Raw genomic sequence first — 12,812 nt, 5'->3', positions numbered from 1 at the left:
GCAAAACTCCGACCTCATCGCGTCTCACCGCCTCCTTCTTGACGGGCAGTGAACGTCAATACCGACCGAATGACGCACGACCAAAGGTAGGTAGCGGGATTGGGGCCGGTCATCCTTCATTCGCATGACGATGATCATCCCGCGGCGCAACGTTTCGAAGCTGTCAGCTCGGTCGGCAAAAATCACGGTGGAACCAGCAGATTCAGAATCAACCGATCGATACCATCATGCAAATGAAGGATGGCTGGGCGTTCCGGTCATCCTAAGCTCCGCCGGGCAGCTAACCGCTAGACATGGTGAAGAGCCCTTGCGCAAATTGCATCAACTGCTCACTCGAATTCGAGAAGAGCCCGACAAGACTCGGTTCCTGCTATCGCGCGCACTGTGGGCGAGCGGATTGTGCCGGTTCATCACCTTCAGCTTTCCCGCTGGATACAAAATGCGCTTCTATCCCAGCTCCGTGTCCGCTGGGCTATGGCGCAGGCGGAATTTTCGCGCCGAAGACGCCGACTTCGTCGGAGCATACCTGCAACCCGGAGAAACCTTCGTTGATGTCGGCGCGAATGTAGGACAGCTGAGCCTTGCGGCTGCCATGCGGGTTGCCCGATCCGGACGGGTCATTGCCATCGAAGCACATCCGCGCATCTGCAAATACCTGCTCGGAAACATTCGCCTAAACGGATTAACTATCGAGGTCCACAACACTGCGATCGGCAGCACGGATGGCGAACTCGTCTTCACGGACTTTCGGAGTGATGACATGAACTTCGCATGCGCTACGCCTCCGGCCGGCAGCGCCTCGTTCCGAGTTCCGGTGCGACCGCTCGATTCGATCGTCGGAAACCGGCCGGTGGATCTTCTGAAGGTTGATGTCGAAGGGTTCGAAGTCGATCTTCTGAAAGGCGCCGCCCGGACCGTTTCCAATTGCCGATGTCTCTACATAGAAGACTCTGAGCTCAACCTTCGAAGGGCCGGCACTTCGCGTGCGGAGCTGTATGATCGTCTGATCAATCACGGGTTTGCGCTCTACCATCTCAGGGCGGGACGACTCGAGCCGGCGTCCCCTGACATACCGGGACCGGACGACGACAACCTGATCGCTGTCAGACCACCCGCCTTGTCGGACCTGCTCGCGCGGACCGGCCTTCGACTTGCACAGCTCACATCCCCATCGCCTGCAGATAGGCGTCTCCCGTCCGCGCGGCTTGCGTGAGGATCTATCATCCGCCCACAAGCCAAGCGCATCGCAGCCGCTTTTTTACTGGCCGGCCCCGATCGCGGGTCGGACTCCGAATGTGTTCTATTCCGCAAGCACGAGCAAATCATGCAAGCTCTCTTTCGATTCCGGCGGGACCGTCATGCGAACGAATGATGGCGCGCGCCCCGCTCCATCCTACGATCGAACCAAAGTACATTGCTCGGCCGCTACGAAATTGCCTTTTCTGAAATGAATTCTGGACTGAGGAAGCTTCTCATGGCCGCGAAAACGGCTACCGGTCCGACGCGGACAGGGGCCCTTGTTCGTGCAGCGGCGGGCGTCTCCGCCCTAGCACTCACCGGCCAGCTCATGCTCGTCGCGGCCATTCCCATCCTCACCCGGCTCTATTCGCCGGAGGATTTTGGAATCTTCACGATCTATCTCTCAATCGTAAACATCCTCGGCGCGATAGCTGGGCTTCGCTTCAGCACCTCTCTGTACGTGGTTGAGGACAGAGCTCACGCGCTGGTCGCGCTCAAGCTCACACTCCTGGCGGTCTGCGCTACGACCTCTGTTGCGCTTGCCGCGGGATACCTGCTGTCGGGCGTGGTGCCAGGACGACTGCAACATCTTACCTACCTCGTACCGATCGGGATGGCCGCGGTCGGCGTTGCCGACGCGATGAACTGCTGGTGCTTGCGCTTCAATCACATGCGTGACTTCGGCATGGGTCGCCTAATCCTGCCGGCCACGATGGCACTGCTCCAGGTGGGCTTCGGCATCGCGCGCCTCGGGGACGATGCAATGGTCCGGGCCCACATCCTGAGCCAGGCCGTGCTGATCGCATTTCTCTGCGTTCGGCTCCTGAAATGGGAGGACATCCGCCGCATCATGCAGGCCTCATGGGGAGCGGTCGCTGCGACGGCGCGACGGGAGTACAAGTTTCCGCTGTTCGAGCTGCCCTCGGCCCTTGCGGGATTTGCGATCATCAATCTCCCCGCGATCTTCATAGGATCGCTATTCGGCACCGCATTCGCCGGGCATTTTGGCGTCGCTGCCCGACTCGTGACCGGTCCGGTCACCCTGATCGCCCTGCCGCTCAGCAATGTCTTCGTCGCCGAGGCCAGCAAAGACTTCGACCGTCAGCATCTGCTCGGCACCGCATGGGGCCTGTTGGTCGTTGCGGCCGGTCTGATCGCTCTGCCGGTACTTGGCCTTGGATTTATCTCCCCCTATGTTGTCGTTCCGCTGCTCGGCCCCTCCTGGATGCCTACGGGTCAGATCATGGCCGCCCTGGCGCTCATGTGCGCCGCACAGGCCTTGTCGACGCCCATTCAAGAAGTTCCGACGCTTTTTCGTCGCCAAGAACTGCGGCTCCTGGTTGACCTGGTGCGGGCCCTGTTCGTATTTGCTCCGCTCCTCATCGGTGCTCACCTCGGCCACGACCCCTTGCAGGTCATCTACATCATGGCTGCCGGAGGAGCGACCGGCTACGCCTTGGGAATTTTCGTGGCGCTGTCACTCTTGAACGGCCCTGGCGGCGCGCGGACGTCGGGCGCACCCGTCAATGGGCCTGTGTGACCCGGAAGGCCGAAAGAGTGCGCCCCGAACTTCGCGTCCGCATGAGGAGGCGGGATATGGACGACAGATGGACTCGGGCGAGAACAAGCAATTTCTCAAGCGCGACCATATGCTTCATGCAAATGAATGATGAGAGGATTTTCCACGCATTCATACTCCAGTTTCGAAGCTCGGTCGGTCGGTTGCATTCAAATGAAACTACGACCATTGATTGATAAAGGCGAGGATCTGGCTTCTCCGCCGTCTTACATTGTGGCGGCGGCACCGCCCATGCTTTTCCTATTGCCCGGCTCACTTGGTTATGGAGCCAGCCTCGCCGCTCTCACCGCCTCGATACGCGAAATTGCTCATGTCGTTCCGATCCGTTACCCGGATCTCGGCAAGATATTGCAGGGTCAAGACAGCGTTTGCGATATGGCTGCCGCTGCAGTGGAGCAAATCAATCGCATCCAGCCGCGGGGCCATGTTCGACTTCTCGGTCATTCCCTCGGTGGCGCGGTCGCTTTCGAGGTCGCGACGCGACTGTTTGCCTCCGGCCGGTCGGTGAAGTTTTTCGGAATTCTCGACACCAGCCTCATGGGCGAGCGCAGCTCTGCATGGGAGACATTGAGCCGCACCATCCGTCGAATCCGCAACAACCGGGTAACCGCGTCGCGGATGGTCTGCCGCGCCCTCGCCAAGGCAACCGTTGCGATCGGCCATGAAGCTAACCTGGCTCGGATGATCGATCGCCGCACGAAGGGGCAGTTCGACCTCACGTCTTTCAGGCTCAAGCAGGAATTGCAGGAAGTCTTGCGCGCGAAGGCCTACTTCCGGTGGTTGGCGGAGCCGAAATCGATGTTGCCGATCTCCGCCGTCCTATTCCGATGCAAGCGAAACAAGATGCCCCAAACTCTCGGATGGGACCGTGCGTTTGCCCAGGTCGACGTCGTCCCAAGCGCGGGCACTCACACCGATCTGGTCATGCCCCCTTACCTCGCAATGAACTTGCATCTCGTTCAGAAGGCGCTGTCGCAGACATACTCACCAACCGAATTTCCCGAGAAAGAGGCGGATTGTTCACGTGACCTTGCAAGTAGCTCACAGCCCAACCGAACGAGCGTTCAGTAAAGACGCTCTAGTCCTGGACGCGCCAGAGGAAGTCGCGCGCATTGTCGCGTTCCTGCGCGACCGAGTTCTTGGCGCGCTTGGCCGACGCGGAGCCATTGTCGGGCTTTCCGGCGGCATCGACAGCTCGGTGGTGGCGGCGCTGTGTGCACGCGCCTTTGGAAATACCAAAGTTCTCGGGCTGCTCATGCCCGAGCGCGACTCGTCTGCCGATTCAATGAGGCTTGGCATGGCCGTCGCCGCGCAGCTGCGCCTTACGACGGTTGTCGAACACATAGCGCCTGCTCTCGAAGCGTTGGGCGCATACCGCCGACAGCGAGAGGCGATTCAGACGGTCGTCCCCCAATACGACGACGACTGGAAGTGCAAGCTGGTACTTGGCTCGATTTTGGAGCGCAATGGCATCAACATCACTCGTCTGACCGTACAGGACCCGAATGGCGAAACCTCCACCGTACGTCTTCCACCCGAGGTCTACCTGCAGATAGTCGCCGCGACCAACTACAAGCAACGTGTCCGCAAAATGACCGAATACTATCACGCGGACCGCCTAAAGTACGCCGTGATAGGTACGCCGAACCGGCTGGAGCATGATCAAGGCTTCTTCGTGAAGCAGGGCGATGGTGATGCGGACGTCATGCCGATCGCACATCTCTACAAGAGCCAGGTCTACCAGCTCGCCGAATATCTCGGCGTGGACGAGGAGATCAGGCAGCGGCCGCCGACGTCCGACACGTTCTCCCTGCCGCAGAGCCAGGAGGAGTTCTATTTCGCCGCTCCCTATCGACTGACTGATGTCTGCATGTACGCAGTCGACCACGGCATTTCCGCCGACGACGTGGCCGAGGCCGTCGGTTTAGCCGCAACGCAGGTACAGAAGGTTTTCAAAGACATCACTTCCAAGCGTAGAGCGACGCGCTATCTTCACACCCGGCCCCTGCTCGTTGATGCGGTGATCGAGGATTAAGCGACATGTGCGGCATCGCTGGCATCGTGGCGCTGAATGCAAACGCTCCGAGTCCTTCGCGGAAAGCGCTCTTGCGGATGGCCGGGGCGCTTGCACATCGCGGGCCCGACGAGCGAGGCCTCTATAGGGACCAGCGCGCGGGCCTGGCGCACACCCGGCTCTCGATCATCGACATAGCAAGCGGACAACAACCTCTCTCCGATCCTGGCGGATCCGCCTGGGTCGTGTTCAATGGCGAGATCTTCAACTATGTCGAGCTGCGCGAGCAGCTGATCTCGCTCGGCCATCGCTTCCGTACCCGCAGCGACACGGAGGTCGTCATTCAGGCCTATCGGGCCTGGGGCGAGGCAGCATTCGAACGGATGAACGGGCAATGGGCCCTTGCCATCTGGGACCCCTCCGCTGGCCGCCTGGTCCTGTCCCGTGACCGCACCGGAATCTGCCCGCTCTATATCTGCGACCATCAAGGCCAACTTTACTTTGCCAGTGAGATCAAGGCCATCTTCGCAGCAAATCCGGCAATCCCTCGGGCGTTGGATCCGGAAGGCATCGACCAGACCTTTACCTTCTGGAGTACTGTGCCGCCGCAAACCGTGTTTCGGGGGATCAAGGAAGTTGAACCCGGACACGTTCGCAGCTACGTGCGCGGCGCGGTTCGCGACCGCGCATTCTGGACTCCGTGCTACCCCATCCGGTCCGACGAGCAACGCATTTCGTCCGTCGGCCGCATTGACGATGTGGTTGATACCGTTCGCAGCGCACTGGAAGCGGCGACCGCGTTACGAATGGTGCGGTCCGACGTCCCTGTGGGAAGCTATCTCTCCGGTGGTCTCGACAGTTCGCTTGTTGCAGCACTGGGAAGACGGTTTGCAGGCCGGCGCTTCCAGACGTTTTCCCTGCGCTTCACCGACCCTGAGTATGACGAGACCTCCTATCAGCGCCTGATGGCACGCACGATCGCGAGCGAACACCACGAGCTCATGGTCTCGCGGCAGGATATCGCCGATGTATTTCCCAAGGTCATCTATCACACCGAGCGTCCAATTCTGAGGACTGCCCCCGCACCGCTGTTCCTCCTCTCAAAACTCGTGCGCGAGCGCGGCATCAAGGTCGTCCTGACCGGCGAAGGAGCGGACGAAATGTTCGCCGGCTACGACGTGTTTCGCGAGGGCAAGATCCGCCGTTTCTGGGGCCGCCAGCCGGCCTCCACGCGGCGGGCCGCCCTCCTGAGCCGGCTCTATCCCTACATCTCACGATCGCCGGTCCACACGCAGGCCATGGCGCTAAAGTTCTTCGGACACGGCATTTCCGACACTGATATGCCCGGCTTTGCTCATTCTCCGCGTTGGCGCAGCACAAGCGCGATCAAGCGCCTGTTCTCCGAAGATATGCGTGCTGCGTCTTCGCGAACGGACACGGTGACCGAATTGCTCGATCGTCTACCGCCCGATTTTTCCCGCTGGACGGCGCTTGCACAAGATCAGTACCTCGAAACAAAAACGCTTCTGGCCGGATACCTGCTCTCCTCCCAGGGAGACAGGATGCTGATGGCCCACTCGGTCGAGGGACGCTTCCCGTTCCTTGACGACGATGTCGTCGAGCTCGCGAACTCCCTTCCCGACGCCTGCAAACTTCGCATCCTCGACGAGAAGCACATCCTAAAGCGCGTAACGCAGTCGCAGGTTCCACCCGAGATCGTCACGCGCAAGAAGCAGCCGTACCGGACCGCCAATGCGCTCTGCTTCGTCGACAGGGATGCCCCCCCTTATGTCGACGAAGCGCTCTCGGGCGCGAGCGTCCGCGCCGCGAACATCTTCGATCCCGCGGCGGTCGAGCGGCTGCGCACCAAGTGCCGAGCTCATGCGCAAGCCGGCGATGGCGACCTGTCCAATTTCGACAACATGGCGCTCGTCGGCGTGTTGTCCACTCAGCTCCTGTTCCAGCAGTTCGTCGCAGACCGCCCGGAGGGACCGCACCGCGTCGAGCTGTCTGTGGACGTCGACCACCAGGACGTATCGGGAGCTTATGCATGATGAACGATCCTGTGCCGCTCCTGCACGACTACCTGATCTCCTCCGCCCGTCGAAACGGCGCGAAGGTCGCGCTCGTATGCGACGGTCAGCGGGTCACCTACGACCAGCTCGAGGCGTGGTCGAATGCGATCGCGCACCACTTGGTCGAGGCCGGCGTCCTGCGCGGCGACCGTGTCATGATCTTTGCCGACAACACCGTCGAGGCAGCTGTCAGCTTCTGGGCCGCACTCAAGGCCAATGCGATCGTATGCCCCATCAACCCTCTCACGAAATCCGACAAGCTCAGCTACCTCCTTAATGACTGCCAGCCGGCTGCGCTCATTACGCAAACCCGCTCTTACGCGACGTTCAGCGAACCCGCGCGACATTGCCCGTCCTTGCGCCGCGTGATCGTGTCCGGCACCATCGACGACGCCGCTTTGGACGCACTGCCACATGCCTCGCGATGGGACACGGCGACAGCGCCCCCCCATAACGCAGCACCGGCGCGCCGCTGCATCGACATCGATCTCGCGGCTATTGTCTACACCTCGGGCTCGACCGGCGAACCCAAAGGGGTGATGCTGACGCACCGGAACATGATGACGGCGTGCACGTCGGTTGCATCATATCTGGAGGTGCGTGACGATGATGTCATCCTCAACGCCCTGCCACTCGCCTTTGACTACGGCCTCTACCAGATGATCATGGCCGTGCGCGCCGGAGCGCGCCTTGTTCTCGAACGCTCGTTTGCCTTCCCCGCCGAAGTGCTTCGACACGTTGCGGAAGAGAGAGTTACAGGTTTTCCCGGCGTTCCCACGATGTTCTCGACCCTCCTCCAGCTTGAGTCACTGGCGAGTTATGATCTTTCCAGCATTCGCTACTTGACGAGCACCGGCGCCGCGCTTCCGGTCCGGCACCTGCTCCAGCTGAAAAACAGTTTCCCGGGCGCACGCATCTATTCGATGTACGGCCTCACCGAATGCAAGCGCTGTACCTATCTTCCGCCGGAGGATCTCGATCGGAAGCCGTCGAGTGTGGGAATTGCCATCCCAAATACTGAAATGTGGATCGTCGACGAGCGCGATCAGTGCGTCGGTGCCGGTATTGCCGGCCAGCTCGTGATCCGCGGCGCGACAGTCATGAAGGGCTATTGGAGAAAACCCGAAGCGACTGCGAAGAAACTCAAGCCCGGACCGCTCCCCGGCGAGCAGGTGCTGTACACCGGCGACTACTGCCAGATGGACGCCGACGGATATCTGTATTTCGTCAGCCGGAGCGACGAAGTCATCAAATCACGTGGCGAGAAGGTCGCGCCCAAGGAGGTGGAGAGCGCCTTGCTGGACATCCCGAGCATAAGGGAAGCGGCGGTCATTGGCGTTCCCGACGAATTGCTCGGTCACGCGATCAAGGCATTCGTGGTGGTCGACCAGGGACGTCCTCTCAGCGAGAAGCAGATTCAGCGGGAGTGCCAGAAGCGCCTCGAGAGTTTCATGGTCCCCAAGCATATCGTCATCGTGCCGGCATTGCCGCGCACGGCGACGGGCAAGATCAACAAGAGAGAGCTCATCACCGGATAGTTCATGGACAAGACCGATCGACCACCGCTTTCATATGGAGCCCGAAGCCAATGACGCCCGTCCTGGAACTGGATCGCTGCAAGGAGCAAATCCGCGCCTTTCTAACCTCGAATTTCTACATTAGCGACGTCACGGCGCTGAACGACGATGCTTCCCTGCTCGATCAGGGGATCATCGATTCGACCGGAGTGCTCGAGGTGGTCGGGTTTCTCGAGACGACCTTCGCCATCGCGGTCGATGACAGCGAAATCCTGCCGGAGAACCTCGATTCCGTTCAAGGCATGGCACATTACATCGCGCGCAAGATGAGCTCTGCTGCCTATTCCTGACCACCTCCGGACCCGGCAATCACAGGAGCCGGGCTCTTCCGTCGATGACGGCCTGACGCCCGGGCCTCACTCGGCCGTCCGGCGGAGTTCTTTTCCCTTCTGTGACCGGCCCTGCCCGCACTGCTCCTGTCCAACCAGGCTTACCCAGCGTCTCCCGAAAGGAGTACGCCTCATCTGCACGACTCCATGAAGAGCCCGCGCGACATTCTTCCGCGGCCCGGTCGCAGCGCTCTCATGCAAACGCACGAAGACGCGGCCACGATCCGCTCCTAATTTTTCCCGCGTCGATTTTTTTGAGCATTTTTTGAGTACAGGGAGGTTCATATGAAAGCGGTAGTCCAATGCGGCGGCAAAGGAACTCGGCTTCGCCCACATACGTCCATTCTGCCAAAACCACTCATGCCAATCGGCGCCCGTCCCGTCCTCGAACTCGTTCTCAAATGGCTGCGGCGGAACGGGATCGGAGAGGTCTACGTCACCACCGGCTATCTGGGCCATCTGATCCGCAGCGTCTGCGGCGACGGCAACCAGTGGAATATGAAGATCACCTACACGCAGGAGCTCGAACCCCTCGGGACAATCGGTCCGTTGTCGTTGTTGCGAGAACAGCTGGACGAGCCGTTCCTGGTCCTTAACGGCGACGTTCTGACGGACTTGAACCTGAGCCAGCTCATCCACAACCACCGAAAATCCGACGCCAACATCACCATCGCCACTTCCGTTCGGAGCACGAAGATGGACTTCGGGGTGATTGATGAAACGGATGGACGCGTGACTGGCTTTCGCGAGAAGCCGGAGCTGACGAACCTCGTCAGCATGGGAATCTACTGCATGAATCCCGTCGTCCTCGAGCGCATCCCGTCGGGTGTTCCGTTCGGATTCGACAACCTGATGTTCCAGATGCTCGAGGAGGAGGCCCGCGTCAACGTCTTCAAGCACACCGGCATGTGGCTCGACATTGGTCGGGTCGACGACTTCCTCAAAGCCCAGGACGTTGCTTGGGACGAGCAGTCGCCCGCATTCGCAACCGCGGCTGCGTGACGCAGCGTCGCCCTTCGCTCAGGAATGAACGGGAAGAGGAACACATGCTGTTGGTATCAGAACCGACCATCGGAGTTGACGAAAAGGAAGCGCTCGTTGCCGCGATCGATAGCGGCTGGATCACCATGGGCGATCGGGTGCGGGAGTTCGAGCAGACATTCGCAAGCATGCATGGTGCCGAGGATTCGATCGCGGTCGGCTCGTGCACGGCCGCACTTCACCTCATTCTGCATGCGCTCGGGGTCGGCCCCGGCGATGAAGTCCTCGTGCCATCTCTCACGTTCGTTGCCACCGCCAATGCCGTGCTCTACGTCGGAGCACGACCCGTATTCGTCGACATCGAAGCCGGGGCGGTTCCCCTGATGTCCGTGGCTGACGCGCAGCGCAAGTGCACTTCGCGGACGAAAGCGGTGATCCTCATGCATTTTGGGGGTTACCTCGCTGATCGGGAGGAGTGGCAGGCCTTCGCCCGCAGCAAGAGTCTACTCCTGATCGAGGACGCCGCGCATGCGCCCGGCGTCAAGGGGGTCGGCACGTTTGGCGATGCAGCCGCGTTTTCCTTTTACGGCAACAAAAACATGACGACCGCCGAAGGCGGCGCGATCATAACGCGTCACCGGATTCTGCACGATATGATCAAGCGGGCCAGGTCGCATGGCATGACCACCAACACGCGGCAACGTCTCGTCAGCCGCAGCCCCGAATATGACGTGACGCTTCTCGGATTCAACTACCGCATGGACGAGTTGCGCGCCGCGGTCGGCCTGGTGCAGCTACGAAAGCTACCGGGTTGGAACGACACCAGGCGGCATCTGTCGCTGCACTATCGGCGGCGCCTCGCCGAGCGTTGCCCGTCGGTGCTGGTACCTTTCAGCGCGTCGTGGATATCGGCCCACCATTTGATGCCGGTCGTCCTCCCTTCGGCAAGCGCTCGGCAGCCCCTGATCGAGCAGCTCAGCAAGCGCGGCGTTCAGACGACCATTCACTATCCTCCGGTGCATCGGCTGACGTTCTACCAGGATCTGTATCCGAGCGTCAGCCTGCCCAATACTGAGGATTTCTGTGGACGTGAGCTCACCTTGCCGCTCCACCCCCACATGACCCCCGCCGATGTCGACCACGTGACAGACAGTCTCGCAGAAAGCCTGCGGGCAAGCCATCCTGCGGAGGTCGTACAGGCATGAGTGAAACGGTCAACACGGGATTCGCACGGGCGGCGGCTCCAGCCTTGCGATTGCGGCGCCTTGTCGATGTCCTCTGTGCGGGCACGGCCTTAATCGTCTCCCTGCCCGTCCTGTTGGTTATTGCGCTTGCAATCTGGATCGAAGGCGGTCGACCCATACTGTATTCGCAATTGCGTCTAGGGCTGAACGGCTCACCGTTCCGCATGTACAAATTTCGCAAATTCAGAGCCGATTGCGACGATCGCGGAAGTCCGCTCACCGCGGTGAATGACAACCGCATGACGAGGATCGGCGGCGTGCTGGCTGCATTCAAGCTGGATGAGCTGCCGCAGCTCTGGAACATCCTGCGAGGTGACATGTCCTTCGTCGGCCCGAGACCGGAGACACTCGTCTTTGCCGACTGTTTCAAAAACGGATTCGAAAAGATTCTGGAACACAGGCCAGGCCTCGTCGGACCGTGCCAGATTCTCTTCCGGCATGAAAATACGCTGTTCCCGCAGGACGGCAACGTGGCGGATTTCTATCGTGACGTCTTGTTTCCCGCCAAGGCGAAGATCGACCTGGCATATTATTCCAATCGAACCGTCACGTCGGATCTCTGGTGGATTGTTCAGGCCGTCTGGATCGCTGTGGGGGAGCCGCTTCTCAGCCGCATGCGAAGCGCCCAATCGAACGGCCAGAGTGGCACGGCGCCAACGGCCGAATCTCTCGGTGCAAACTTGGTTCAAAAGTGACGGGTGTTCAAATGGCGACTGAAATGCGAACTGTACTTCTCGTAGGCGGTGCTGGTTACGTTGGCTCGGTGATCACGGGCCATCTCCTGAGGAAGGGTTGGCACGTTCGCTGCCTGGATCAGCTCATCTACAAGAACGAAAGCTGTGCCTGGCCTTATCTGAGCTCTGCGCAGTACGAATTCGTCCACGGCGATATTCGCGATCCGCGTGTCGCCTCTCAAGCGTTGAAGGGCGTGGATGACGTCGTTATCCTGGCTGGACTCGTCGGCGATCCAATCACGAGCAAGTACCCTGACGAAAGTCACGCCATCAACCGGAATGGCGTCGGGTCCTTCATCGACGCGATGCAACACCATCCGGTCGACCGCCTCATCTTTGTGTCCACCTGCTCGAACTATGGGTTAGTGGAAGAAGACAAAGCCGTCGATGAAAATTATCCGCTCGCGCCTCTTTCCCTTTACGCCAAACACAAAGTGGAGATGGAGCAGAAGATCCTGGGTCTCAAAGGAAAAGCCGGATTTCATCCGACGGTCCTCCGCTTTGCGACCGCTTTTGGCCTTTCCTCGCGAATGCGCTTTGATCTCACGGTGAACGAATTTGTGCGCGAACTCTATTTGGGAAATGAGCTGCTGGTATTCGATCCCAATACGTGGCGTCCTTACTGCCATGTTCGTGATTTTGCCCGCGCCATCGAAGAAGTGCTCCGCGCTCCAACCGAAAAGGTCGCCTACGAGGTCTTCAACGTCGGCTGCGAGGAGAACAACTTCACCAAGCTGATGGTGGTCGAAGAGATCCTGAAGCACATTCCGCGATCGAAAGTGACCTATCAGGAACGCGGCGCCGATCCTCGGAATTACCGGGTGAATTTCGACAAGATCCGCCGGGTATTGAATTTCACGCCTGAGGTCAGCGTCAAGCAGGGGATCAGCGAAATCCTCGCTGCCTTGAGCCAGGGCCTGTTCGACCACGTCGAAGAGCGGAGATACTTCTTCGGAAACTATGAGATATTTCTTCCGACCGCACAGATCTCGGATCTGAAGAAAGCCGTCTGAGAAGAACCGCGATCGGTTGTCCCCAAA

Annotated in this window: 11 protein-coding genes; all 11 read left to right on the top strand. The window is 59.9% G+C overall.

All coding sequences use genetic code 11. The annotated features are described in order from the left end of the window. Positions 1-124: 124 nt before the first annotated feature. Positions 125-1,213: an FkbM family methyltransferase gene (locus tag NLM25_RS16835; RefSeq protein WP_254118028.1), complete on the top strand. Its 1,089-nt coding sequence runs from the start codon at positions 125-127 to the stop codon at positions 1,211-1,213. A 261-nt stretch (positions 1,214-1,474) separates the two neighbouring features. After that, positions 1,475-2,779 carry a lipopolysaccharide biosynthesis protein gene (locus tag NLM25_RS16830; RefSeq protein ID WP_254118027.1) on the top strand — a complete coding sequence of 435 codons (1,305 nt, stop codon included), beginning with the start codon at positions 1,475-1,477 and terminating at the stop codon, positions 2,777-2,779. A gap of 192 nt (positions 2,780-2,971) precedes the next feature. After that, positions 2,972-3,889 carry a thioesterase domain-containing protein gene (locus NLM25_RS16825; protein ID WP_254137701.1) on the top strand — a complete coding sequence of 306 codons (918 nt, stop codon included), beginning with the start codon at positions 2,972-2,974 and terminating at the stop codon, positions 3,887-3,889. Next, entirely contained in the window at positions 3,843-4,853 is a 1,011-nt protein-coding gene (gene nadE, locus NLM25_RS16820; RefSeq protein ID WP_254118025.1) for an NAD(+) synthase, read from the top strand. The genes NLM25_RS16825 and nadE overlap by 47 nt, the downstream gene beginning before the upstream one ends. 5 nt (positions 4,854-4,858) lie before the next feature. Next, complete coding sequence (gene asnB / locus NLM25_RS16815; protein ID WP_254137700.1) at positions 4,859-6,886, top strand: asparagine synthase (glutamine-hydrolyzing); 2,028 nt, start codon at positions 4,859-4,861, stop codon at positions 6,884-6,886. Then, positions 6,883-8,445 (top strand): class I adenylate-forming enzyme family protein, encoded by a 1,563-nt coding sequence (locus NLM25_RS16810; protein WP_254137699.1) that lies wholly within the window; start codon positions 6,883-6,885, stop codon positions 8,443-8,445. The genes asnB and NLM25_RS16810 overlap by 4 nt, the downstream gene beginning before the upstream one ends. A 50-nt stretch (positions 8,446-8,495) precedes the next feature. Continuing rightward, positions 8,496-8,774 carry an acyl carrier protein gene (locus NLM25_RS16805; protein WP_254137698.1) on the top strand — a complete coding sequence of 93 codons (279 nt, stop codon included), beginning with the start codon at positions 8,496-8,498 and terminating at the stop codon, positions 8,772-8,774. A gap of 324 nt (positions 8,775-9,098) precedes the next feature. Continuing rightward, the gene (locus NLM25_RS16800) at positions 9,099-9,815 is read left to right on the top strand and encodes a sugar phosphate nucleotidyltransferase (protein ID WP_254118021.1); all 717 of its coding nucleotides are present in this window, start codon (positions 9,099-9,101) and stop codon (positions 9,813-9,815) included. 44 nt (positions 9,816-9,859) lie between these two features. Continuing rightward, positions 9,860-10,999, top strand: a complete 1,140-nt coding sequence (locus NLM25_RS16795; protein WP_254118020.1) for a DegT/DnrJ/EryC1/StrS aminotransferase family protein — start codon at positions 9,860-9,862, stop codon at positions 10,997-10,999. After that, positions 10,996-11,733 carry a sugar transferase gene (locus tag NLM25_RS16790; RefSeq protein ID WP_254137697.1) on the top strand — a complete coding sequence of 246 codons (738 nt, stop codon included), beginning with the start codon at positions 10,996-10,998 and terminating at the stop codon, positions 11,731-11,733. The genes NLM25_RS16795 and NLM25_RS16790 overlap by 4 nt, the downstream gene beginning before the upstream one ends. An 11-nt stretch (positions 11,734-11,744) precedes the next feature. Then, complete coding sequence (locus NLM25_RS16785; protein ID WP_254137696.1) at positions 11,745-12,785, top strand: NAD(P)-dependent oxidoreductase; 1,041 nt, start codon at positions 11,745-11,747, stop codon at positions 12,783-12,785. The last annotated feature ends 27 nt before the right edge of the window (positions 12,786-12,812 follow it).

This window comes from Bradyrhizobium sp. CCGB01 (assembly GCF_024199795.1).
Taxonomy (GTDB): domain Bacteria; phylum Pseudomonadota; class Alphaproteobacteria; order Rhizobiales; family Xanthobacteraceae; genus Bradyrhizobium.
Note: the sequence above shows the minus strand (reverse complement) of the source record. Positions and strands in the feature narration are given on the sequence as shown.